At 53.9% G+C, this 24,367-nt stretch carries 27 protein-coding genes; 4 read left to right on the plus strand and 23 right to left on the minus strand.

The genetic code is table 11. The features are described from left to right. Window positions 1-54: 54 nt before the first annotated feature. The gene (locus QN359_RS06295; RefSeq protein WP_322250850.1) at window positions 55-789 is read right to left on the minus strand and encodes a YggS family pyridoxal phosphate-dependent enzyme; all 735 of its coding nucleotides are present in this window, start codon (window positions 787-789) and stop codon (window positions 55-57) included. Between the two features lie 95 nt (window positions 790-884). Between QN359_RS06295 and QN359_RS06300 the strand changes: the two genes are divergently transcribed. From QN359_RS06300 to QN359_RS06310, 3 genes are read left to right on the plus strand one after another with little or no spacing between them, the layout of a single operon-like run. Further along, window positions 885-1,928: a type IV pilus twitching motility protein PilT gene (locus QN359_RS06300; RefSeq protein WP_322250849.1), complete on the plus strand. Its 1,044-nt coding sequence runs from the start codon at window positions 885-887 to the stop codon at window positions 1,926-1,928. Between the two features lie 22 nt (window positions 1,929-1,950). Beyond that, window positions 1,951-3,087: a PilT/PilU family type 4a pilus ATPase gene (locus tag QN359_RS06305; protein ID WP_322250848.1), complete on the plus strand. Its 1,137-nt coding sequence runs from the start codon at window positions 1,951-1,953 to the stop codon at window positions 3,085-3,087. A gap of 2 nt (window positions 3,088-3,089) precedes the next feature. After that, the gene (locus tag QN359_RS06310; protein ID WP_322250847.1) at window positions 3,090-3,575 is read left to right on the plus strand and encodes a glutathione peroxidase; all 486 of its coding nucleotides are present in this window, start codon (window positions 3,090-3,092) and stop codon (window positions 3,573-3,575) included. A gap of 2 nt (window positions 3,576-3,577) precedes the next feature. Here the strand turns inward: QN359_RS06310 and QN359_RS06315 are convergent, their stop codons facing one another. The 11 genes from QN359_RS06315 to rplM form a co-directional block, all read right to left on the minus strand. Beyond that, window positions 3,578-4,303 carry an LrgB family protein gene (locus QN359_RS06315; RefSeq protein ID WP_322250845.1) on the minus strand — a complete coding sequence of 242 codons (726 nt, stop codon included), beginning with the start codon at window positions 4,301-4,303 and terminating at the stop codon, window positions 3,578-3,580. Then, on the minus strand, window positions 4,300-4,632 hold the full coding sequence (locus QN359_RS06320) for a CidA/LrgA family protein (protein ID WP_322250844.1): 333 nt from the start codon (window positions 4,630-4,632) through the stop codon (window positions 4,300-4,302). The genes QN359_RS06315 and QN359_RS06320 overlap by 4 nt, the downstream gene beginning before the upstream one ends. Further along, window positions 4,629-5,852 (minus strand): glycolate oxidase subunit GlcF, encoded by a 1,224-nt coding sequence (glcF, locus tag QN359_RS06325; RefSeq protein WP_322250843.1) that lies wholly within the window; start codon window positions 5,850-5,852, stop codon window positions 4,629-4,631. The genes QN359_RS06320 and glcF overlap by 4 nt, the downstream gene beginning before the upstream one ends. A gap of 6 nt (window positions 5,853-5,858) precedes the next feature. Then, entirely contained in the window at window positions 5,859-6,923 is a 1,065-nt protein-coding gene (gene glcE / locus QN359_RS06330; RefSeq protein ID WP_322250842.1) for a glycolate oxidase subunit GlcE, read from the minus strand. A gap of 79 nt (window positions 6,924-7,002) precedes the next feature. Then, on the minus strand, window positions 7,003-8,487 hold the full coding sequence (locus QN359_RS06335) for an FAD-linked oxidase C-terminal domain-containing protein (RefSeq protein WP_322250841.1): 1,485 nt from the start codon (window positions 8,485-8,487) through the stop codon (window positions 7,003-7,005). Between the two features lie 154 nt (window positions 8,488-8,641). Further along, the gene (gene erpA, locus QN359_RS06340; protein WP_322250840.1) at window positions 8,642-9,004 is read right to left on the minus strand and encodes an iron-sulfur cluster insertion protein ErpA; all 363 of its coding nucleotides are present in this window, start codon (window positions 9,002-9,004) and stop codon (window positions 8,642-8,644) included. A 93-nt stretch (window positions 9,005-9,097) separates the two neighbouring features. After that, window positions 9,098-9,490 (minus strand): polymer-forming cytoskeletal protein, encoded by a 393-nt coding sequence (locus tag QN359_RS06345; RefSeq protein ID WP_322250839.1) that lies wholly within the window; start codon window positions 9,488-9,490, stop codon window positions 9,098-9,100. 34 nt (window positions 9,491-9,524) lie between these two features. After that, window positions 9,525-10,205, minus strand: a complete 681-nt coding sequence (locus QN359_RS06350) for a DUF6776 family protein (protein WP_322250838.1) — start codon at window positions 10,203-10,205, stop codon at window positions 9,525-9,527. Between the two features lie 52 nt (window positions 10,206-10,257). Further along, the gene (argC, locus tag QN359_RS06355; protein ID WP_322250837.1) at window positions 10,258-11,295 is read right to left on the minus strand and encodes an N-acetyl-gamma-glutamyl-phosphate reductase; all 1,038 of its coding nucleotides are present in this window, start codon (window positions 11,293-11,295) and stop codon (window positions 10,258-10,260) included. 149 nt (window positions 11,296-11,444) lie between these two features. After that, on the minus strand, window positions 11,445-11,837 hold the full coding sequence (gene rpsI, locus QN359_RS06360; protein ID WP_110255177.1) for a 30S ribosomal protein S9: 393 nt from the start codon (window positions 11,835-11,837) through the stop codon (window positions 11,445-11,447). Between the two features lie 8 nt (window positions 11,838-11,845). Beyond that, window positions 11,846-12,280, minus strand: a complete 435-nt coding sequence (gene rplM / locus QN359_RS06365) for a 50S ribosomal protein L13 (protein WP_322250836.1) — start codon at window positions 12,278-12,280, stop codon at window positions 11,846-11,848. A gap of 409 nt (window positions 12,281-12,689) precedes the next feature. Between rplM and QN359_RS06370 the strand changes: the two genes are divergently transcribed. Further along, window positions 12,690-13,145: an OsmC family protein gene (locus tag QN359_RS06370; RefSeq protein WP_322250835.1), complete on the plus strand. Its 456-nt coding sequence runs from the start codon at window positions 12,690-12,692 to the stop codon at window positions 13,143-13,145. Here the strand turns inward: QN359_RS06370 and QN359_RS06375 are convergent. The 11 genes from QN359_RS06375 to lptE all read right to left on the minus strand — a co-directional run bounded on the left by QN359_RS06375 (window position 13,136) and on the right by lptE (window position 24,361). Further along, window positions 13,136-13,909 (minus strand): BPSS1780 family membrane protein, encoded by a 774-nt coding sequence (locus QN359_RS06375; RefSeq protein ID WP_322250834.1) that lies wholly within the window; start codon window positions 13,907-13,909, stop codon window positions 13,136-13,138. The two genes, QN359_RS06370 and QN359_RS06375, sit on opposite strands and share 10 nt — an antisense overlap. Further along, window positions 13,906-14,871 (minus strand): homoserine kinase, encoded by a 966-nt coding sequence (locus QN359_RS06380; RefSeq protein ID WP_322250832.1) that lies wholly within the window; start codon window positions 14,869-14,871, stop codon window positions 13,906-13,908. The genes QN359_RS06375 and QN359_RS06380 overlap by 4 nt, the downstream gene beginning before the upstream one ends. Window positions 14,872-14,894: 23 nt before the next feature. Beyond that, window positions 14,895-15,332: a hypothetical protein gene (locus QN359_RS06385; protein WP_322250831.1), complete on the minus strand. Its 438-nt coding sequence runs from the start codon at window positions 15,330-15,332 to the stop codon at window positions 14,895-14,897. A gap of 187 nt (window positions 15,333-15,519) precedes the next feature. Next, window positions 15,520-16,584 (minus strand): porin, encoded by a 1,065-nt coding sequence (locus QN359_RS06390; protein ID WP_322250830.1) that lies wholly within the window; start codon window positions 16,582-16,584, stop codon window positions 15,520-15,522. Between the two features lie 353 nt (window positions 16,585-16,937). Further along, window positions 16,938-18,173 carry a multidrug effflux MFS transporter gene (locus QN359_RS06395; RefSeq protein WP_322250829.1) on the minus strand — a complete coding sequence of 412 codons (1,236 nt, stop codon included), beginning with the start codon at window positions 18,171-18,173 and terminating at the stop codon, window positions 16,938-16,940. Window position 18,174: 1 nt separating this feature from the next. Beyond that, the gene (locus QN359_RS06400) at window positions 18,175-19,662 is read right to left on the minus strand and encodes an NAD-dependent succinate-semialdehyde dehydrogenase (protein ID WP_322250828.1); all 1,488 of its coding nucleotides are present in this window, start codon (window positions 19,660-19,662) and stop codon (window positions 18,175-18,177) included. A 37-nt stretch (window positions 19,663-19,699) separates the two neighbouring features. Continuing rightward, window positions 19,700-20,905 (minus strand): THUMP domain-containing class I SAM-dependent RNA methyltransferase, encoded by a 1,206-nt coding sequence (locus QN359_RS06405; RefSeq protein ID WP_416352100.1) that lies wholly within the window; start codon window positions 20,903-20,905, stop codon window positions 19,700-19,702. A gap of 121 nt (window positions 20,906-21,026) precedes the next feature. Next, a complete protein-coding gene (locus QN359_RS06410; RefSeq protein WP_322250827.1) occupies window positions 21,027-21,449 on the minus strand; it encodes a CopD family protein in 423 nt (140 codons plus the stop codon). Between the two features lie 75 nt (window positions 21,450-21,524). Then, complete coding sequence (locus tag QN359_RS06415) at window positions 21,525-22,793, minus strand: glutamate-5-semialdehyde dehydrogenase (protein ID WP_322250826.1); 1,269 nt, start codon at window positions 22,791-22,793, stop codon at window positions 21,525-21,527. A gap of 37 nt (window positions 22,794-22,830) precedes the next feature. Beyond that, the gene (gene holA / locus QN359_RS06420) at window positions 22,831-23,850 is read right to left on the minus strand and encodes a DNA polymerase III subunit delta (protein ID WP_322250825.1); all 1,020 of its coding nucleotides are present in this window, start codon (window positions 23,848-23,850) and stop codon (window positions 22,831-22,833) included. 1 nt (window position 23,851) lies between these two features. Next, window positions 23,852-24,361, minus strand: a complete 510-nt coding sequence (gene lptE / locus QN359_RS06425; RefSeq protein WP_322250824.1) for an LPS assembly lipoprotein LptE — start codon at window positions 24,359-24,361, stop codon at window positions 23,852-23,854. Window positions 24,362-24,367 lie beyond the last annotated feature (6 nt).

A 24,367-nucleotide genomic window follows, 5' to 3' on the forward strand; every position in this document is an offset into this window, starting at 1 on the left:
AAAAGCATGCGGGAATGACGAGGTATGCGGTGTTTCAGGTGTAAAAAACGTCCATCAGGCTTTTGCGACAGCCTCTTGAGGCCGGGGTAATTGACACTGTCTGCTCCCAAAAATTGCTGTACCGATACGTACCATCGTGCTGCCTTCCCAGATCGCCGCTGCTAAATCGGCACTCATTCCCATCGACAAAGTATCGAGGGCGATGCCGTGCTGGCGTATTGTGTCGCTCAAGGCGCGCAGTTGACGAAACGCGGCGCGTTGTTGTTCCATATCATTGCTCGCGGCTGGCACGGCCATCAAACCGCGCAAACGTAAATGTGGCAGAGCGGCTATTTCTTGCGCCAATGCGAGTGCTTGCTCCGGCAAAACACCACTTTTACTCGCTTCTGCGCTGATATTCACTTGTATACAAATATTCAATGCTGGCAGATCGCTTGGTCGCTGTGCTGACAAACGCTCGGCAATCTTAGCGCGATCGACAGAATGCACCCAAGAAAAATTTTCAGCTATCGGTTTGGTTTTATTGCTTTGTATCGGCCCGATAAAATGCCATTCCAACGCCAATTGCGGTGCCATCTCACGCACTGCCGTGATTTTATCTAATGCTTCCTGCAAATAATTTTCGCCGAATGCGAGCTGCCCGGCTTGCGCCGCAGCCAGTACGGCATCTGTGCCGAAAGTTTTCGATACGGCCAACAAGCGGACTTGACCGGGCTCGCGCTCGGCTTGTCGCTCAACGTATTGAATATCAGCAAGTACGGCTTGCAAGTTGTCAGAAATTAAGGACATAATCGGGGGACTCTTGTATCTACATGCATCATTGACCTCGCTGCCATCGGCGCTGTTCCAGCGACGACGCACTGCACTCTTTACCGGAATTATAAATGGACATTTCTGAACTGCTGGCATTCTCTGTCAAGAATAATGCCTCCGATCTGCACTTATCTTCCGGCTTACCGCCGATGATACGGGTACATGGCGATGTGCGACGGATTAATTTGCCGCCGCTGGAACATAAAGATGTGCATGAACTCATTTATGACATCATGAATGATTCCCAGCGTAAGGCTTACGAAGAAACGCTGGAATGCGATTTCTCGTTTTCCATTCCTGGACTGGCGCGCTTTCGCGTCAATGCCTTCAACCAGGAACGTGGTGCGGCGGCCGTCATGCGCACGATTCCATCCAAAATTCTCTCACTTGAGCAACTCAATGCCCCGCGTATTTTCGGCGATCTCGCGCTCAAACCGCGCGGTTTGGTTTTGGTGACAGGCCCTACCGGCTCGGGCAAATCAACCACGCTCGCGGCCATGGTCAATCACCTCAATGAAAATGAATACGGCCACATTCTGACGGTAGAAGATCCTATCGAATTCGTGCACGAATCGAAAAAATGTCTGATCAACCAGCGCGAAGTCGGGCCACACACGATGTCGTTCAATAATGCGCTGCGTTCGGCCTTGCGCGAAGATCCCGATGCCATTCTGGTCGGCGAGTTGCGCGATCTCGAAACCATACGCTTGGCATTGACGGCGGCCGAAACCGGCCATCTGGTGTTCGGCACCCTGCATACTTCGTCTGCCGCCAAAACCATCGACCGTATCGTCGACGTGTTTCCGGCCGAAGAAAAAGAAATGGTCCGTTCTATGCTGTCAGAGTCGCTGCAAGCGGTGATTTCACAAACTCTGCTCAAAACCAAAGACGGCTCCGGTCGCGTCGCCGCCCATGAAATCATGCTTGGCTCACCGGCGATTCGGAATTTGATACGCGAATCAAAAATCGCTCAGATGTACTCAGCCATCCAAACCGGCAGTAATCTGGGCATGCAAACGCTGGACCAGAATCTGACCGATCTGGTACGACGCAATGTGATTTCTGTCGCCACGGCACGCGCCGCGGCGAAAATCCCGGACAACTTCCCCGGCTAAACCCAAACAGGACCCGCATACGATGGAACGCGATCAGGCTACCAAATTCATGAATGACTTGCTCAGACTGATGCTGAGCAAAAACGGATCAGATTTATTCATCACCGCCGAATTCCCGCCGGCTTTCAAGATCGATGGCCGCGTCACACCGGTATCGAATCAGCCGCTGACGGCCGCGCACACGGTCGATTTGGCACGCGCGATCATGAATGACAAGCAAGCCTCGGAATTCGAATCGAGCAAGGAATGTAATTTTGCGATCAACCCGGCCGGGATGGGACGCTTTCGGGTGTCTGCCTTCATGCAACAGGGCCGGGTCGGTTTGGTCTTGCGCACCATCACCACCGCCATTCCCAAGTTAGCCGATCTCGGCTTACCGGAACAATTGAAAGAAGTCTCGCTGACCAAGCGCGGCTTGGTGATCATGGTCGGTGCCACCGGCTCCGGCAAATCGACCACGCTGGCGGCCATGCTTGGCTATCGCAATGAAAACAGCTATGGCCACATCATCACGATTGAAGATCCTATCGAATATGTGCATCCACACGGCAATTGCATCGTCACGCAGCGCGAAGTCGGCATCGACACCGCAGACTGGGGCTCGGCACTGAAAAATTCTCTGCGACAAGCGCCCGACGTGATACAGATTGGTGAAATTCGCGACCGCGAAACCATGGATTTTGCCGTCGCCTTTGCCGAAACCGGGCACTTGTGTTTAGCCACCCTACATGCCAACAGCTCGAATCAAGCGCTCGACCGTATCATCAACTTTTTCCCGGAAGAACGCCGCGCACAATTGCTGATGGACTTGTCGCTCAACCTCAAGGCCGTGATTTCGCAACGCTTGATTCCGGTCAAAGGCCGCAAAGGCCGCATCGCTGCGGTCGAAGTACTGCTCAATACGCCTTTAATTTCTGACATGATTTTCAAAGGCCAAGTTCATGAAATGAAAGAAATCATGAAGAAGTCGCGCGAACTCGGTATGCAAACCTTCGATCAAGCTTTGTTCGATTTGCATGAAGCCGACAAAATCACTTATGAAGATGCCCTGCGCAACGCCGATTCCGTCAATGAACTGCGCTTGGCCATCATGTTGCAAGGTAAAGACTCCAAAGACCGTGACCTCAGCGCCGGCACTCACCATTTAGGGATACTCTGATCATGAGCCATGCACTCGATTTCCATGTTAACAATTTAAGCGGTCAAGACGTCGACCTCCAGCAGTATCTGGGACAAGTCGTATTGGTCGTCAATACCGCCAGTAAGTGCGGTTTCACGCCGCAATATCAAGGCCTCGAAGCCGTCTATCAGGAATTCAAGGATCACGGTGTCACAGTCCTCGGTTTCCCATGCAATCAGTTCGGCCACCAGGAACCGGGCACGGCCGCTGAAATCGGCAGTTTTTGCGAAAAAAATTATGGCGTCAGTTTCCCGCTGTTTGAGAAAATCGATGTCAACGGTGCAGCCGCCCATCCGCTGTACCGCCATCTCAAAGCCGCGGCACCTGGCCTGCTCGGCAGCCAAGCGATCAAATGGAATTTCACGAAATTTCTGATCGCGAAAGACGGCAGCGTATTTCGCCGCTACGCCCCGCAAACTGCACCGGCTGATCTGATCGCTGATGTGAAGTTATTGCTGGCGCGCTGAGCTCAAATCACTGCAAAAACACGCAATAGCACCGGCAATACCAAGGCCGTCAGCAAACCCGACAAGCCCATCGCCAAGCCGGCGAAGGCACCCATTTCATCACTGATTTGGAAGGCCCTGGCAGTACCGATGCCATGGGCCGCCACACCGAGCGCAAAGCCGCGCACGCTGGCGTCGCGAATATGTAAGCGGTCGAGTATGGAAGCCGCCATCATGGCACCGAGTATACCGGTCAACATCACCAGTGCCGCCGTCAAAGATGGCAAACCGCCGATTTTTTCAGTAATGCCCATGGCGATAGCCATGGTCACCGACTTCGCCGCCAAGGACAAGACCGTCACCTGCGAAGCGCCGAGCGCCTTGGCAATCAGCATGGCCGAGACGATGGCCGAAGCACTGCCGAGCAGCGCACCGGCCAAAAACGCGCGCCATTGCCGCCGCAATTTATCGAGTTGTTGATACAAGGGTAGCGCCAGCGCGACCGTCGCCGGCCCTAACAAGAAGTGCACGAACTGGGCACCGGCAAAATAAGTTTGATACGACACCCCAGTAGCCAGCAGCACGATCACCAGCAGCGCCACCGAGATCGCCACCGGATTCGCCAAAGGGCTGAATTTGGCACGCGTGTACAACGCATAAGCGAATTGATAGGCCAGCAGGGTGGCGGTCAGGCCCAACAAGGGCGAGGCCGCCAGATACACCCAGACTTCGGCGAGACGATTGCTCATTTTTGCCAATACCGCACGCAGCACGCTGTCACCACGATGGAAATCGCAGTACTGATGACCAGTGCGGCCGTCAGCGGCAACCATTGGTCTAGCACCATTTTTCCATGCACCATGATGCCTACCCCGGCCGGAATGAATAACAAGGATAAATGTCGCAGTAATTCCTGCACGCCCGGTGCCAGCCGTGCCGCTTCCTGTTTTTGCCACAACAAATAACAAAACAGCAGCAGCATGCCGATCACCGGCCCCGGCACCGGCCAGCCGAACAAATACACCAAGCCTTCACCGAGGCACTGAAAAATCAGCAGTACCGAAAAGGTCCGTATCATGACAAGACCTGATCGATCAACTCTACCCAATGCCGTACCGGCGTCGCGGTACCGGACTGTAAATGCGTGAGACAACCGATGTTGGCCGAAACGATCACATCGGGTTGGCTGGCCAACAGATTCTTGAGTTTATTGTCACGCAATTGATACGATAACTTCGGCTGCAATACCGAATAGGTGCCGGCCGAGCCGCAGCACAAATGGCTGTCTGCGCACAGACGTACATCGACCCCTATCGCTTTGAGCAAGCCTTCGACCTTACCGCGGATTTGCTGTCCATGCTGTAGCGTGCAAGGCGGATGCCAGACCACGCGGGCGCTGATTTTACCCTGCAGCGCCTGCACCAGTTGCGCTTCAAACTGCGGCAGAATTTCCGATAAATCGCGCGTCAACAGCGCAATTCGCGCCGCTTTATCGGCATAGACCGGGTCATGCGCAAGCAAATGGCCATACTCTTTGACCGTGACGCCGCAACCCGAAGCGGTCATGACGATGGCTTCGGCACCGGCTTCGACCAAGGGCCACCAGGCATCGATATTGTTACGCATATCCTGCAAGGCCGCCTCTTGCTCATTGAGGTGGTGGCGCAGCGCGCCGCAGCAGCCGGCTTTCGGTGCCCGTTGCAATTCTATACCGAGATGTGACAACACCCGGGCGGTGGCAAAATTGATGTTCGGTGCCATGGCTGGCTGTACGCAGCCATCGAGCAGCAGCATTTTGCGCGCATGCGTAACACGCGGCCAGACACCGGCATCCTGCTTGGCCGGCAGTTTGTTTTTCAAGGCTTGTGGCAGCAAGCCGCGCAGCGCTTGTCCAGTGCGCAGCAGCGGGCCAAAGATGGCTGGCCGCGGCAACACTGCCTGCAAACCGGCACGCAGCAATCGTTGCCCCGGGCTGCGGCCAATCTGCTGTTCCACCACGGCGCGGCCGATATCGAGCAAACGGCTGTACTGCACGCCCGATGGGCAGGTGGTTTCACAATTGCGGCAAGTCAGGCAACGATCGAGATGCAATTGCGTACCCAGCGTCGCCGGCGTACCTTCCAAGACTTGCTTGATTTGGTAAATGCGCCCGCGTGGGCCATCGAGCTCGTCACCGAGTAATTGATAGGTCGGGCAAGTGGCATTACAAAAGCCGCAGTGTACGCATTTGCGTAAAATTTCATCGGCCTCTGCGCCGGCACGGGTGTGTTTGATGAAATCAGCGAGATTGGTTTGCATAATGAATTAATAATCCTTGTACATACGGCCGGGATTGAAGATATGCGCAGGATCGAAGGACTGCTTGAGATCCGCATGGATACGCGCCAACGGTGCCGCCAAGGGAGTAAATACGCCGAGCGCTTTATCACCGCCGCGAAACAGAGTCGCATGACCGCCAGCCGCCGTCGCCGCCGCGCGGATAGCCGCAGCCGGTTCATCGGAAAACAGCCAACGCTGTGCCCCGCCCCACTCGATCAAAGTTTTCCCGGTCAGCGTCAATGCGGCGGCCGTCGATGGCAACGACAAACGCCATAAGCCATGCTCTTCATCCTGCGCAAAAAAATCATGAGTTTGCTCGGTCAAGCCAGCCCACCAAGCCACCCCCTCATGCAAAACTTCGCCGCCGAGTTTTTGTCTGGCCGCTTGTACCGCCGCGCGCGCGCCCGACAAGCGCAACATCAAGCGCCCGACTTGCCAACTGCTGGCAGAAATCGGCAAAGCCAGCCCGGCCCATTGATTCATCTTGCGCAAGGCATCGGCTTCCGACAAGGCGAACACCAAGGTCAGTTCATCAAATGGGCGCGGTAACACCTTGACCGACACATTGAGCACCAGACCGAGGCTACCGAGCGCGCCGGCCATCAAACGCGAGACATCATAACCGGCGACATTTTTCATTACCTGGCCGCCGAATTCCAGCATCTCGCCGCGCCCATCCATCACGCTGACACCGAGAATGAAGTCGCGCAGCGCGCCGACATACGGCCGCCGCGGTCCGGAGAGACCGCTGGCCAGCATGCCACCCAAGGTCGCCGTCGAACCAAAATGGGGCGGTTCAAACGCCAACATTTGATTCTCTTGCGCCAGCACCGCCTCGATCTCCGCCAGCGGCGTGCCCGCTCTGGCGGTCAGCACCAATTCGGTCGGGTCATAAGCCAAAATGCCGGCATAGGGCCGGGTGTCGAGCACATTCCCGACCGGCGTCTGGCCATACCAGTGTTTGCTGCCACCACCGCGAATTTGCAGCGCCTCGCCAGCGGCGGCGGCGGCCACGATGCGCGCGCGGAATTGTTGTAAGATCGTATTCATTGCCGTATCCAAGAGAAATCTAGCCATGCCCACTGTGGGCCTGAGGTCATACTGAAACTACGCGCGCTTGTGTAGCGTGTCAAAAACGCGGTAAATCCGGGAACTTCAACTGCCCGTTCCGAACATGCATACGACCATATTCGGCACACCGGTGCAGGGTCGGAATCGCCTTGTCGGGATTGAGCAGGAAATGCGTGTCGAAGGCCCGTTTGACAGCAAAGAAAGCATCGAGCTCGGCGCGTGAAAACTGCACGCACATCGAATTGATCTTTTCTATGCCAACACCGTGCTCGCCGGTGATGGTGCCACCGACTTCGACACACAGCTCGAGAATTTCAGCACCGAAAGCTTCGGCCCGTTCGAATTCACCGGCCAAGTTGGCATCAAACATGATGAGCGGATGCAGATTACCGTCGCCTGCATGAAAAACATTGGCACAACGCAGACCATACTTCTGTTCCATCGCCGAAATACCAGTCAATACTTGCGCCAAGCGTTTGCGCGGAATCGTGCCATCCATGCAGTAATAATCGGGCGAAATACGGCCGGCCGCCGGAAACGCATTTTTCCGCCCCGACCAAAAGCGCAAGCGCTCAGCTTCGCTTTGTGACACCTGTATCGCCGTCGCGCCGGCAGTTTCCAGCACCGCCGTCATCCGGCCGATTTCTTCCTCGACTTCTTCGACGGTGCCATCCGATTCGCACAACAAAATCGCGGCGGCATCGACGTCATAACCGGCTTTGACAAACGGCTCGACCATGCGCGAGGAAGTCTGGTCCATCATTTCCAATCCAGCCGGAATGATGCCGGCCGCGATCACATTAGCCACCGCATTGCCGCCTTTGACGATATCGTCAAACGAGGCCATGATCACGCGCGCTACCTGTGGTTTTGGAATCAAGCGTACCGTCACTTGCGTGACGATGCCAAGCATGCCCTCGGAGCCAACGAACACGGCCAACAAATCAAGACCGGGCGCATCGAGCGCGCCACTGCCGAGTTCGATCACCTCACCCTCGATAGTCACGACGCGTACCTGCAGCACATTGTGCACGGTCAGGCCATACTTCAAACAATGCACGCCGCCGGAATTCTCCGCGACATTCCCACCTATGGTGCAGGCGATTTGCGACGAGGGATCGGGCGCGTAATACAGGTCGAGCGCCGCCACCGCTTCCGAGATGGCCAGGTTGCGCACACCCGGCTGCACCACCGCAGTTCTGGCATAAGCATCGACCTTGATGATTTGATTGAGCTTGGCGGTGGAGAGCACGATGCCGTCAGCCAAAGGCAAGGCACCGCCCGACAAACCGGTACCGGCCCCACGTGGTACCACCGGTACCTTGAAGCGCCGGCACACTGCCATGACGGCGATGATCTGCGCTTCATTTTCAGGCAAGCATACGATCATCGGCAACTGACGAAACGCCGCCAAGCCATCGCATTCGTAGGGCCGGGTATCACTTTCCTTGTGCAACACGCAATGTGCCGGCATGATTTCGCGCAGTGCCTGCGCAATCTGCGTCTGCCGTGCTGCATCAATCCCTGAACTGATCTGCTCCATGCTGGTCCTTATTGATTTTTATGACTCAGTGTAATGAGCTTTGCTGGTTTTGAGGATGAATAGTTTGGGCAACATCACTGAATTGTTTTCAAGACATAAAAAAAGGACGCCTGAGCGTCCCATTTTTTTCATGCTCGCAGCAAGTTACGACAACTTACACCGAGAACGAAGAACCGCAGCCACAAGTGGTGCTGGCATTCGGATTCTTGATCACGAACTGTGCGCCTTCGAGGTCATCTTTGTAATCGATCTCGGCACCAACCAAGTACTGGTAGCTCATCGCATCGATCAACAGATGCACGCCGTTTTTGGTCATGGTGGTGTCGTCTTCATTGGTGATTTCATCGAAGGTGAAACCATACTGAAACCCGGAACAACCGCCGCCTTGTACGAAGACGCGCAGTTTGAGCTCAGGATTGCCCTCTTCTTCTATCAATTGCGCCACTTTCGAAGCAGCACTTTCGGTAAATACGATGGGGGTAGGTAATTCTGCAACAGCGTCGGCAACAGCGTTCATTTCACACTCCTTCAATCTAAGATCAGCCTATTATAAACCTGCTGGCAAAACTATGCCGCTGTCGATCAATGCGGACCAGCAATACTGGAAAGCTTAGCCATTCGACGACGCCAGCTTGAACAACACTTGTTCTTGCGCGACTTCATGGGTCAGCTTACCCGTGACCAGCGCACCGCTGAGCATTTCCAGTGTTTTGTAGTGCACATCGCCGGAAATCCGCGCTTTGGCTTGCAACTCTAATAATTCGGTGGAAAACACCGGGCCATTGATGGCACCATTGACCACCACATGCGCGGCGCGGACTTCGCCATCGATGACCGCCTGCTCAGAAATGATCAGCATGCTCGAAGCTTCGGTATCGGCAATGACATTGCCACAAATATGGCCATCGATGCGCAAGCCACCCTTGAAATGCAAATCGCCCTCGATACGGGTGGTGGTACCGATCAAACTGTCTATGGTATTTTTAACTTTACGGTTGAACATGAGATTTTCCTTTTCGGGAACCAGCGCCCCGAATTTATAAATTAACCGCTTGCTGGGCGCGAATTTGCCCACGATCGAGCACTTTGACTTGTACAGTCTTGGCAATCGCCCCATCGGGAAGGGTAATTACCCCTTCGAGTCGCTGGTAATGTTTGAAAGATAATTTCAATTTTCCTGCCTCGCCTGACTTCGGATCGGGAAACTGCATCGTAACAGCTTTCCCGGCTTGTACCAAACTCAGGGAAAGTTGCAACTCGCCATTGAAATCGTGTGGGTTTTTGACACCTTGCATCACCAAAGCACGATAACGTAATTGGCCCGGCGCTTGCATTTCGACCTTCAGATTTTGCACCGCCACCCCCTCAGAACCATTGACCGCAGGAATCAAGCCTTCAAAAAACGCCAAATCATCCTTCAACTTTTGATTTTCCATCATCAGGGTTTTGACTTGCTCAGCCAATTCCTTTTGCATCGAGTGATCGATATTGAGTTTGCTCTCGATAGTATTGGCACTGAGCGATAATTTATCGCGCTCAAGGCGTAATTCGCTCAATTCAGCTTGCAAGGCTTGCACCTGATCTGGCTGAATCTGCGGACCGAACGCAAAACTACGGCCCATGTCATAAGTCCACCAAGCCACCGCCGCAGCGACCCCGATCACCAGCGCCGACAACATCAATTTGATATGCCACGGCTGTTGATGCGAGATGGTCATTTTGGACGCCAGTTGGCGCCGCTGCCAAAATCGGGGTTTCGCCATGTGTCAGTTAAGGTAAGACTGGAACATGCAACAAACCGCAAGTTTCATCGAGACCGAACATCAAATTCATACACTGCACAGCTTGCCCTGATGCACCTTTGACCAGATTATCTTGCACCACCAAGACCACCACGGTATTGCCGTTATTCGGCCGATGTATGGCGATGCGCAACATATTCGAGGCCCGCGTCGAACGGGTGTCAGGATGCGAGCCAAACGGCATCACATCGACAAAGGGCTCGTCTTGGTAGGCTTGCTCAAACAGAGCTTGCAAAGCTTCGTTGCTGATTTCTTGCTTCAAACGCGCATACAGCGTCGAATGCATGCCGCGTATCATTGGCACCAAATGCGGCGTGAACAGCAGTTCCACCTTGTCGGCACTCATGCGCTGCAATTGCTCCACCGTTTCAGGCGTGTGGCGATGACCAGACACGGCATACGCCTTGAAGCTATCGCTGGTTTCGGAAAACAAGATGCCGATCTCGGCTTTACGGCCGGCACCCGAGACGCCCGATTTACAATCGGCAATCAAACTGGCGGCATCGATGACACCGGCTTTCAGCAAGGGGTGATAACCGAGTTGCATCGTCGTTGGATAACAACCGGGGTTGCCGATGACCTTGGCCGTCTTGATTGCAGCACGATTGAGCTCAGGCAAGCCATACACAGCTTGCTTCAACACATCGGTACAGCTATGCGGGATGCCATACCATTTTTCAAACTGCGCCACATCCTGCATACGGAAGTCGGCCGCCAGATCGATGACTTTGACGCCGGCGGCGAGTAATTCGCGCGCCTGAGCCATTGCCACGCCATGCGGGGTGGCAAAAAATACCACATCACAGCCGAGCAGATCGGCTTTTTCCGGTGCCGAAAAGGCCAGCTTGACGCGGCCACGCAGCGAGGGATACATCTCTGCAACCGGCAAGCCATCTTCTTTCCGCGAAGTAATCGCGGTCAATTCGACCTCGGGGTGAGTAGACAACAAACGCAGCAATTCAACGCCGGTGTAACCGGTGCCGCCAACGATACCAACTTTAATCATTTAATTTTCCTTGCAAGAAATTTTTCACTATTCTACCAGCAGACTCACTACGGATTCTCACTAACACGCAGCAAGCCTGATCAAGAAGTAAAAAAGCCGTCCGAACCAAGTTCGGACGGCTTTTTGCGAGCCAATTTCCAGCGAAAAAATTAACGCTTGGAGAATTGTTTTGCGCGACGAGCTTTGCGCAGACCAACTTTTTTACGTTCAACTTCACGTGCATCACGAGTCACGAAGCCGGCTTTCGACAGCTCAGGTTTCAATGCTGCATCGTAGTCGATCAGAGCACGAGTGATACCGTGACGAACTGCACCGGATTGACCGGATTCGCCGCCGCCGTGAACATTGACCATGATATCGAATGTTTCGAGATTATTAGTCAATTCCAGTGGTTGACGGATAACCATCAAACCTGTTTCACGCGAGAAATATTCGTTTGCTGGCTTACCGTTCACAACGATCTTGCCGCTGCCGGATTTCAGGAATACGCGAGCAACTGCGCTCTTGCGACGACCAGTTCCGTAGTTGTAATTACCGATCATGGCTATCCTTAGATGTCGAGTACGAGTACTTGTGGTTGCTGAGCTGCATGCGGATGTGTTGCATCTGCGTACACTTTCAGCTTCTTGATCATTGCATAACCGAGTGGGCCTTTAGGCAACATGCCTTTAACTGCCTTCTCGAGTGCACGACCTGGAAAACGCTGTTGCATTTTCGTAAAATTTGTTTCATAGATACCGCCTGGATAACCAGTGTGACGGTAGTATGTTTTGTTCAGAGCTTTCGTGCCTGTCACGCGCAGTTTACCTGCATTGACAACGACGATGAAATCGCCCGTGTCGACGTGAGGAGTAAATTCCGGTTTATGTTTGCCGCGTAAACGGAGTGCCACTTCGCTGGCAACACGTCCGAGTACTTTATCTGTCGCGTCAATCACGAACCAGTCGCGCTGAACCTCATGGCCCTTAGCGGAAAAGGTTTTCATGTTGAATCCTAAAAAGTTAAATATGCCCTAATGCGGTGGTTCTGCCAATGTGACGGCAGACTCTCCCTTGTCAACTTCTCGCTCGGGCAAATCGAGAATCGGAAATTATAGTATTTTCTAAGACTGAGCGCAAGAACTGTTTAAAATTTAAGCAGAAATGCCGTTTCAGTTAAAAAAAACCCGCAGCGCTTGGCTGCGGGTTGAATCCACCAAAGGGGTAGGTGGAGGAGACAATTGCTTGGGCATGTGCAGCACTTCAGCGCTGCTGAGGTACTGATGACCGACGAGTCAATAATAGGACAAGAAATGGTGCAGTGCAAGGTAAACGGCGGGCTATGCGGCAATATTCCAACAAGGCTCGAATGCAGTACAATTTTGCATCATTCACCACGAACAGAAAGAGTACACGATGGAAGCAACAGTCAGCTGGACCGGCACCGGTGGCATGGCATTTTTAGCGCAAACCGGCTCCGGCCACGCCGTCTTGATGGATGGCGCACCGGAAGGTGGTGGTCATAATCTGGCACCACGGCCAATGGAAATGGTATTGCTCGGCACTGGTGGCTGCAGCGCCTATGATGTGGTGCTGATTTTACGCAAGGGCAAGCAGGACGTCCGTGCTTGCGACGTCAAGTTGACGGCAGAGCGCGCCAGCACCGAACCCAAGGTATTTACCACCGTGCACTTTCACTTCACCGTGCGCGGACGGCAATTGAAACCGGCGATGGTCGAGCGTGCGATCAAGTTATCGCATGAGAAGTATTGCTCGGCCTCGATCATGCTGGCTAAAACCGCCAGCATGACGCACAGCTTCGAAATCATCGACGATCTCGAACTGGCTTCCGAGCACGCCGTTCAGGCGTGAGTATCGACACCCGGCTGACCGAAGGTATCACGGTAAGTCGGGTAGAACGAGCAATACAAGACCGTGGTCAGCAAGGCCGACGCCGGCATCATCAGCAATACCACCAAGCGCGGATCACCGATGATGATGGCGATAATCACGCTGACTATGGTGGGAACGATCCCGGCAATGAGCATCCAGACCCCGGCAAAAGCCAGAAAAGTCCTGCCGGCACGCCAAACTGAAAAGAAGCTGTAAAACAAGGCTTTACCGACCGACATGTTTTTCCACATGATCAGCGGGGCCGCAAACCAAAATGCCATCAAGGCCGGCACATAGGCCAAGGCGGCCGCAAGCATGCCGGAAAACAAACGATCAGCTGGCAAATCCTTAGGATCAAACGCTTCGGTACTGGTCAAAAACTCATACAGTGCGCCGCCATCAAACCAGCTGGAAATAAAAATCGCCGCGGCAATGGCCGGCAGATACAACACGCCGAGCGCCAGCAAGCGCCGCAGGGCCGGTGCACGAAACGCCACCAGCAACAGCTTAGGGCTGACTTTTTCCTCGCGCTCTATGCATTCACAGGCTTCCATGAAACTCATCGCAAACACCGGAATGAGGATGAACGGCAAAATTTGGCCGAGCACTGGAATCAGACCGATGGCCATATTCATAAACATATAGGCAAAAAACAGTGTCAGCAATTCCGCCGGCTGGCGCCGAAACAGTGCAAAGCCGCGCTTCACCCAAGCCCACCCCGATACCGGAACGGCCGGCGTCATACCGTGCCCGGCAAGGCGTGCACCGGCAGCGCTTCGCGCAGCCGTAAAATGCGCTCAAAATGCGCCGGATCGTGCGGCGTGAGCATTTCCGCATCACGCGGCTGATAGTAATCATACAGACGCGAGAGCCAGAACCGCAGCGCCGCCGCCCGTAACATCGCTTGCCAAGCATGGCCTTCATCGAGCGTAAACGGGCGCACACGATGATAAGCCTCAAGCAAGGCAGCCACTCGCACTGGGTCGAGTGCGCCGCTGGCCACATCGATACACCAGTCATTCACGGTCACGGCCACATCAAACAGCCAAGTATCACAACCGGCGAAATAAAAATCGAAGAAGCCGGTCAGTTGCTCACCGTCAAACATGACATTATTGCGGAATAAGTCGGCATGTACCGGCCCACGCGGCAAAGCATGCCAAGTGGCAGTACTGTGGAAGGCATCTTGAAAATGCACTTCGGCACGCAATAAGTGCTGTAGCTCATCGGATAGGAACGGTAAAACGCTTGGCGTGGTGGCATGCCACCAGTCGAGCGCGCGCAAATTGTCTTGATGCAGAGGGAAATCTTGCCCGGCTAAATGCATGCGCGCCAACATCGCCCCAACTTCAGCACAATGGCTGGCTTGCGGCGACATTTGCGAACAGCCTGCCAGCTTACTGACGATCGCGGCCGGCTTACCGAGCAAGGCCACCACCAAGCTGCCGTCGGCACTGGCGACCGGTGCCGGCACCAGCACGCCATGCGCGGCCAAATGGCGCATCAAACCAAGATAAAAAGGCAGTTGTTCAAAACTGAGATTTTCAAAAATCGTCAAGACATAGTCACCAGCATCGGTGCTGATAAAAAAATTACTGTTTTCTATGCCGGAAGCGATGCCCTTGATCGCTGTTGCTTTTCCGAGTGGAAATTGTTCCATCCACGGACTGAGATCACTCAGTGTCACTGGGGTAAAAACTGCCATTGTGATATCAAATTCAAAAAAACTTATTTATTGGAAGGACTCGCAGGTGCAGCCTGCTCCGGTGCTGACGGCAAGACCGGCAAGGGCTCGACTTCTTTACTCTCTTTTTTGTGGCCGAATTCAAACAGGGTCCATTGTGGCGGACGATTACCCTGCCCTTGCGCGGTACCGCGTGGTGCGTTGCCGACTTCGGGATCGGCCTTGAGGGTGTAATGACTGGCACCGGCATCGACTTTGACTTCGTTGACTTTGCCGGAATTATCGCGAATTTCCGAGCTCTTGTTCTTGGGTACAGGCTTGCCGACCGACAGACCAGAATCCGGCGGTCCTTCTTCCAGTTTTTCCATCTGCGGTGGCACGGCCAAAGCGGCTGGCTTGGCAGGCGTCTGGGCATGGGTGAGACTGATGGCAAACAACAAGCCAGACAGCAGCGTGGCGCAACGAGCGAAGGAAATTTTCATGATGCGTGTCCTTGTGCACCGGCTGGGGTACACGATAGTAGTGGGTGCTGACATTGTAACAAAGCGGCACCGGCTCGGTCAGCAATAATCGATCAGAGTGCGCGCCGATACGCATAAAAAAAGGAGCAGTCTGAAGACCGCTCCTTTTTTACTCAAGCTCAGGCATCAGGCTTACGCCTGACATCAATTAGAACTGGTGACGAACGCCAGCAGTTACTTCATTGATGTTTGCACCCAGGGAAGATTTCAGACCTTCGAAACCAGCCGAGTTAGCATCTTGGTTTGTACGAGCATACGCTGTGTACAAATCAGTACGCTTGGACAAAGCATATTGGTAGCCAACTGCGAATTGTTTAGCCGAACCAACAGTAGCACCTTTAGTACCGAATGCTGTGTCGTTTTTCACGTTAGTGAAAGTAGCCAAAACTTTACCAGCAGTAGTCACTGGAACTGTGACGCCCAGTGTGTATGTCTTTTTGCTCAGACCCAAATCGTCAGTCGATTTTTGGTAGATAACGACTGGTTTAGCGACGCCGAAATCATAAGTAGCAGCAACTGTGTTGGCTTTTTTGCCGTTAGTTACCAATGCTGCGCTAGTAGCGTTGTCTTTCAGGTAGCTGTAACCGAGTTCCAAACCTTCGATTTTGTAACCGAGGTTGACGCCAAGGGAACGGCCATTGGAGTTGTCACCAGCGGCTTCGCCGAAACCATATTGACCCAGAGCAGTGAAACCGCTCAGTGTGTTTGGTGTAGCGTAGAAAACCGAGTTAGTAACGCGACCACGTGAAGTGCTGGTTACGCCAGTTGTTGTTGCATTGCCACCGATAGTGTAGATACCAGACAAACCGTTACCGCTGTTGATGAAACCGGAAGCGAATGGATCGAAGTTATCAAAGAATTTGAAAGTCGGGCTCTTGTCGCGACCCAGATCGACTGTACCGAAATCGCTGGACAGACCGACTGTAGCACGACGACCGAACGTAGCGCTTTGACCCGATGCGCCGGTGTCGATGTTGATACCTTGTTCGAGTACGAAGTTGGCTTTCAAGCCGTTGCCCAGATCTTCAGTACCTTTGAAACCCAAACGCGAACCGTTTTCTTGACCGCTTTGCAGCGAGAAAACTTTGCCCGAACCTGTGCTCAAACCTTGAACGCCAGCATCAGCGATACCGTAGATTGTGACGGAAGATTGCGCGAATGCCGCACCGGAGAAAGCACTGATCAGAGCAAGTGCGAGGAATGATTTTTTCATTGTCTAGTATCCAAAAATGAATGTTAAATTTTGCTGCAGCACAAAAACAAACGCGGCAAAAAGCTGAATTGCAGGTTTATTTAAAGCCTCGAACCAGTAAGCGATTCAATGACAAATGTCACGATACCTGTGAATTATGACATTTTGATGAAATACGACTGCTTTAATAAACAAGGCCTTAGCAAACGTTGCAATTTAAAGACACGATAATTCGGGATTAGTTCCAACGAACAAAAACAGACTTATCAAGGCTTAAGCCTACATTATAGGCAATATTTGCATTTGCTGCATAGCACCACCGATATGAGGGATATCCCTCTGTTTTTCAAGCCATACTTATAAAAAAAGTTTTATCAGCCTAGCGTTTCCCATGCATTTTGCTTTTGCGCAGTCATCGAACGCCAATAAACGCGGCCAGTATACCAGAGCGTCGCCGCGATCACAGCGCAGCTAAATTGCCCTAGAGCCAGCAGGAAAGCCGAGCCATCCAAGGCCGGCGCAAGCACGCCGGCAACGATCGCGCCCAGCAGCGTCACACTGGCAGCTTGGCAAGAAGCGACGATGCCGCGGATGGTAGGGAACAAATCGAGCACCAACAAGGTGGCACCAGGGGCGACTAAGGACATGCCAAAGGTATAAAAGAAAAACGGTGTGACCGACCACAATAAAATCGGTGGCGAAAAGAAATGGAACACCATATTGAACAGCGATGCGCCGAGCAAAAATATGAAACCGATGCTGACTTGTTTCCATACCGTGATCTTGCCAGCGAGCCGATTTGCCGTCAAAGCACCGAGAAAAATTCCGGCTACGGAAGGGATGAACTGCCATCCGAATTGATCTGCACCTAATTTTAAGTGTTGCGTAATAAACACCGGGGCGGCCGCAATATATAAAAACAAGCCGGCAAAGTTAAAGGCAATGGTGCCAGCCTTGAGATGAAACAAGGGCGATTGGCATACCTGACGGTAACTGCTCCACAGAAATTGCGGGCTGAATTCTTGGCGTTTTTCGTGCGGCAAAGATTCCGGCAGATATTTGTAACAAACAGTCCAAAGAACAACAGTGTATGCAAAAAGCAACAGAAAAATGGCGCGCCAGCTAAAAACACCGACTACCCAGCCACCAAGAATAGGCGCAATCGCCGGCGCGATGGAGAAAATCATCGTCACCAAAGACAACAAACGCTCGGCCGGAGCACCGGCATACAAATCACGAATGATAGCGCGACCAACCACCATGCCGGCACCGGCCGAGACGCCCTGCAAAATGCGAAAGCCCCACAGATAATGGACGCTGTGTGCCGAGGCGCAGCCGAAACTGGCCACGGCAAACACCGCCAAGGCGATCAAAATCACGTTACGCCGACCGAAAGAATCGGACAAAGCACCATGCCACAGCGTCATGACGGCAAATGACAGCATGTAAGCCGTCAGCGTTTGCTGTACTTCCAGGGCATTGGCATGCAGGTTGGCTTGAATCGCCGGGAAGGCTGGCAAATAGGTATCGATGGAAAAAGGGCCCAACATGGCCAAGCCAGCCAGCAAAGTCGCCAAGCCGGCGCGCGGAATCACAGCGATCGTTCTCATCTTATACCTTGATCCCACCCAGACACAGATACTTCATTTCGAGATACTCATCAATGCCATATTGCGAGCCTTCACGCCCCAGACCCGATTGCTTGACGCCACCGAACGGCGCGACTTCATTGGAAATGACACCGGTATTAATACCGACCATGCCGTATTCGAGCTGCTCGGCAACGCGCCAGATGCGGCCGATATCGCGTGAGTAAAAATACGCAGCCAAACCGAAATCGGTGGCATTGGCCGCCGCAATCACTTCGGCTTCGGTTTCAAAACGCATGACGGCAGCGACTGGCCCGAAAGTTTCTTCTTGCATGATCAACATGGCGGCGCTGACTTCCGAGAGCACGGTCGCTTGATAGAATAAAGGGCCAAACTCAGCAATTTTTCCGCCAGTTACCAGCTTCGCACCCAGCGCCAGCGCATCGGCCACATGTTGCTCGACCTTGAATACAGCGGCAGCATCAATCAGCGGCCCTTGCTGGACCCCGGCGGTAAAGCCATCGCCAAGCACAATCTCAGCGGCACCGGCCGCGAGTTTTTCAACAAAGGCATCGTAAATCGAACTGTGTACGTAAAAGCGGTTGGTACAGACGCAGGTTTGGCCGGCGTTACGAAACTTCGATAACAAAGCCCCTTCGACCGCGGCATCGAGGTCGGCATCCTCAAAGACGATGAAGGGCGCATGGCCGCCCAGTTCCAGCGCCAGTTTTTTTACCGTGGCAGCCGATTGCCGCATCAGGATACGGCCGACCGGGGTGGAACCGGTAAATGACAGATGGCGCACTACCGGGCTGTCGCACAAGACTTGGCCGAGCGCGATCGATTGTTCTGCGTCAGCGCTCAAGACATTGATGACGCCGGCCGGAATGCCGGCACGTTGGGCTAATTCAGCCAAGGCCAGCGCCGATAAGGGCGTTTGCTCGGCCGGTTTGATCACAATCGCACAACCGGCCGCCAGCGCCGGCGCGACTTTACGGGTGATCATGGCAATCGGAAAGTTCCACGGCGTGATCGCGGCGCACACCCCAATCGGCTGCTTGAGCACCAACATGCGCTTGTCGCTCCAAGTCGAGGCCATCACATCGCCCGAAACCCGCTTCGCTTCTTCGGCAAACCATTCGATAAAACTGGCACCGTACATCACTTCGCCACGCGCTTCGGCCAGCGGCTTGCCCTGCTCGGCCGTCATGATGGCGGCCAAGTCGTCGGCATGCGCGATGATCAGATCGAACCAACGCCGCATCAGCGCCGCGCGTTCTTTACCAGTTTTCGCCGCCCACAGAGGGAACGCCAGCTGTGCCGCTGCAATCGCGGCAGTCGCATGGCTGGCATCGAGATTCGCCACCTCAGCGAGCCGCGCGCCATTGGCCGGATTGATGACGGCGAAGCGTGCGCTGCTGCCGACCCAGAGGCCATTAATATAAGCAGCATCCTTCAACAGCGTCGGATCTTGCAAGTTCAATGAACTGATCGGGTGTGCGGTGGACATGTTGTTTTCTCTGTGAGCATGCGGAAAAAAAACCGATTCAAGCCTGCGGCTTGGCTTCTTCACGACGGTTAAAGCCGGCGACCATGTCGAAGCGGAACAGGCGACATTCGAGCGCACCATTGAAAAATGGGGTTTTCCGCGCTTCTTTGAGGCGCAACATTTTCGGTACGCTCAGGTCGGCAGTAAACAGAAACACGCTCCAACCGGCAAAGCGCTGCTTGAGCGTGGTGCTGAAGCTGGCAAAAAAGTCTTTCGCCATCTCATCCGATTCCATCGAGCTGTCGCCGCGCACGCCGATCCGTTCACCATACGGCGGATTGGTCAGCAAGATGCCCGGTACGGTGGTCGGGGCCTTGATTTCCTGTGCTTCAATCTGCTTGAGCGGCACCTCGAAACGAATCCCGGCCTTATTGAGGTTATTGCGCGTCATGACAATCATGTCGCCGGAAATATCGCTGCCGAAAATCGTTGGTTCGCTCGGCAAAGGGTTCGGTTTGACGCTGGCTTTGATGGCAGCCCAGGCATCGGCATCGAATTGATGGAATTTTTCAAACGCAAAATCGCGTTTCAAACCCGGTGGAATGCCGGCCAGTATCTGCGCCGCTTCGATCAAGATAGTACCGGAGCCGCACATAGGATCGAGCAGGGGCATGCCGGCTTTCCAGCCAGCGGTGCGCAGCAAGCCGGCCGCTAAATTTTCGCGCAAGGGCGCGTCGCCGGTTTCCATGCGCCAGCCGCGTTTGAACAGTGCTTCACCCGAAGTGTCGAGGTAGACGGTAAAACTGCGGGCATCGAGAAAGCCGACGATGCGCATATCCGGTGCCTTGGTGTTGACCGATGGACGCTGCGTGAATTGGTCGCGGAAACGATCGCAAATGGCATCTTTGATCTTGAGTGTAGCAAAATCGATACTCTTGAGCGGCGACTTGACCGCCGTGACATCGACACGAATGGTGTGGTGGTAACCGAACCAATCTTCCCAAGGCTGCTCCATGACCAAGTCGTAGATATCATTTTCATTGCTGTAGCTGGAATGCGCGACGCGCATCAGCACGCGCGAAGCGATGCGCGAATGTAAATTGATGCGCCAGGCATCTTGTAAACTACCCGAGCAGTGCACACCGCCAGGTACTTGGTTATGCACTGCCATGGTGTGATCGAAGGCAGCGATTTCATTGAGCTCTTCAGCCAGCGCGATTTCCATACCGCGTGGGCAAGGGCAAAAATACGACAATTTAGTCATGGGGAACCTTTTATCCGTTATATAGCAAAGTAAAAAAAAATCGGCGAGCGCACTCGCCGTTCCTGCGTGGCCGTAGATTAAGGAAGCGCAGATTTAATCCAAGCGGTTTGTCCGCGCTTCCTTAAAACGGTTTGACGACCACCAGGATCAACACAATCAATAACAATACCACCGGCACTTCATTAAACCAGCGAAACCACACATGGCTGCGCTGGTTGCGGCCTTGTTCAAATTTCTTCAGCAAGCTGCCGCAGGCATGATGATAACCGAGCAAGAGCAAGACACACAGCAGCTTGGCATGCATCCAGCCATTGCCCGGGCCTTTACCGATGCCGACCACCAGCCATAGATAGAGGCCGAACAACAAAGCCGGCAGCACCAGAATATTCATGAAACGATACAGCTTGCGCGCCATAAGCAGCAAGCGCTCGGTCGCCGCCGGCGTCGTTTCCATCGCCAGATTGACGAGGATACGCGGCAGATAGAACAGCCCGGCGAACCAGGAAATGACGAACAGGATGTGCAGGGCTTTAATCCAAAGCATGGCGGAACTTTCTAAATTGGTTAATCAAAGCCGACTCGAACCGACTAAGCCCGAGCCAACATCGTTTCAGCCTTCTCAAGTACGGATTTCGCCGTGACCAAACACGACATATTTAAGCGAGGTCAGCCCTTCGAGGCCGACCGGGCCGCGCGCATGCAGTTTGTCGTTGGAAATACCGATTTCAGCACCGAGTCCGTATTCGAAGCCATCGGCAAAGCGGGTCGAGGCATTCACTATGACCGAAGCGGAATCGACTTCGCGCAAAAAGCGCAGGGCCAGCGTGTAGTCTTCGGTGATGATGGCTTCGGTATGTTTCGACGAATAGGTATTGATATGGTCGATGGCCGCATCGATGTCGTCGACCACTTTGATCGCCAATACCGGTGCCAGATATTCGCTGCGCCAGTCTTCTTCCGTGGCGGCGCGCAGATGCGGATAGCTGGCCAGAATCGCCGCTGCAGCCGGATCACAGCGTAATTCCACCGACTCGCTCAGATACAGCGGCGCCAAGAGCGGCAAGATGCGCTCGGCCACGCCACGTGCCACCAATAAAGTTTCCATGGTATTGCAAGTGCCGTAACGATGACATTTTGCATTGAATGCAATCGCCGTCGCTTTCGCCAAATCGGCTTTGTCATCGATATACACATGACAAATGCCGTCGAGATGTTTGATCATCGGCACCGTGGCTTCGCGCATCAAGCGTTCGATCAAGCCTTTGCCACCACGCGGCACGATCACATCGACATACTGCGGCATCGTGATCAAGGCACCGACGGCGGCACGGTCGGTGGTTTCGACGATTTGTACGGCATCGGCTGGCAAGCCGGCCCCGGCCAGACCTTCTTTGACCAAGATCGCGAGGGCGCGATTACAGTGTATCGCTTCAGAACCACCGCGCAGGATGGTGGCATTGCCACTCTTGATGCATAAACCGGCGGCGTCGACTGTCACATTCGGGCGCGCTTCGTAAATAATACCGATCACGCCTAGCGGCACACGCATTTGGCCGACCTGAATGCCGCTGGGGCGGTATTTCATGTTTGAAATTTCACCAATCGGATCAGAAAGGCTGACAATTTGCGTCAAGCCTTCGGCCATTTTGGCGATCGCCGCATCCGACAGCGTCAGCCGATCGAGCATGGCGGCATCCATGCCGGCGGCCCGTGCAGCCGCTAAATCGTGCTCATTGGCAGCACGCAGCAAGGCGGCATCGCGCCGTATCGCTGCGGCGATCAGCAACAAGGCTTGATTTTTTTTTGCACTATCGGCTTTTGCCATAGCGCGCGAAGCAGCACGGGCACGCGAGCCGAGCTCGTTCATATAAGCAGGAATATCGATCATGTCAGTTCCAAAAGCCAGCTATTCAAGGCCGCACCGTTCAAGCCGCGCGTGCCACTTTCAATCCAAGTTGTAACAAAGCATCCCATGCATCGCCGGCAAAGGCTTTGGCACGTAATCCTTTCACCATCTTATCGATTTGTGCCGCTTCTTGCAGCGCACTTTGCAAACTCGGCAAACTGACGCGGCGTAAGGCCGGTTCCATCAGTTTTTCGCGCGGGCCCCAGATGCGGTATTCTTTCAGCAAAGCCGACAGCGGCCGCCCTTGCGCCACGCCCGACTTGAGCTTGAGCAAGGTACGAATTTCTTCTGCCATGGCCCATAATACCAGCGGCAGCGCTTCGCCCTCGCCCTGCAAACCATGCAACATGCGCGCCAAGCGCGCCACATCGCCAGCCAGCATGGCTTCATTGAGTTTAAACACATCGTAGCGTGCCACATTGAGCACGGCATCATGGATTTGCTCAAAACTGAGCTTGCCCGGCGCATGCAACAAAGCCAGTTTTTGGATTTCCTGATGCGCTGCCAGTAAATTCCCCTCCACCCGATCAGCAATGAAGTCAAGACTTTGCCGGTCCAGCGTTTGCTGCTGTGCTTGCAAACGTTGATTAATCCAATTCGGTAATTGCGCCCGTTCTACCAGCGGAATATCGATATACACGGCGGCTTGCTGCAAACTGCTCACCCAAGCGGCTTTCTGCGTGGCCCAATCGAGTTTGGGCAAGCTGATCAGGGTCAGATTATCGGGTGAGAGCTTGGCAATATACTCTTGCAAAGCCTGCCCACCCTCTTTACCCGGCTTACCGGTGGGGATGCGCAAATCGATCAGTTTTTTATCACCGAACAGCGATTGCGACTGATTCGCCGCCAACAAGGCACCCCATTTGAAACTGCGCTCGACGCTCAAGATCTCGCGTTCGAGAAAACCCTGCGCCTTGGCGGCGCGGCGAATTTGATCGGCCGCTTCAAGCGCGAGCAAGTGCTCGTCACTGGTAATCACATAGAGTGGTGCCAGGGTTTTCGCGAGATGGCCAGGCAGCGCATCAAAGCGTAGTTGCATCTTAATCGTCCATTTTCACGACCGACAAGCGCCGCATGATCTGCTGCACCAAGTCGCTTTGCATATCGCGGTACAAGGCTGCTTCTTCCGACTCTTTCGCCAACACCACTGACTCATTGTAAGTGATGGTACGTTTGAGTTGGATTTTCACCGGCTCCAAATACTCTTTTCCTGCGGCATTGCGCAAACGGAAACTGAAGTTGTAGAGCAAAGAGTATTCGCGCACACGCCCTTGACTGTTGAGCGAGAGGATTTGCTTGTCACGCGCCTCTTGCAGCACATCGAGTATCACCTCGGCGTCTTTGGGATCGGCAGTCACCAGCGTTTGACCATTGGCGCGTAATTGGCGATGCAACTCGCCATTGAGCGGCGAGCCGATCGGCAAGCTGATATAGATAGACTTAAACGGAAACGCCACCGGACCACGCAAGGCGAAACCACAAGCAGACAAACTGAACGCAAGCAGCAAGGCCACGAACCAGCCGCGACGGAGAAAAAACAGTGGGTGCATGGTTGC

The sequence above is a fragment of the Undibacterium sp. 5I2 genome (assembly GCF_035019605.1).
Taxonomy (GTDB): Bacteria; Pseudomonadota; Gammaproteobacteria; order Burkholderiales; family Burkholderiaceae_D; genus Undibacterium.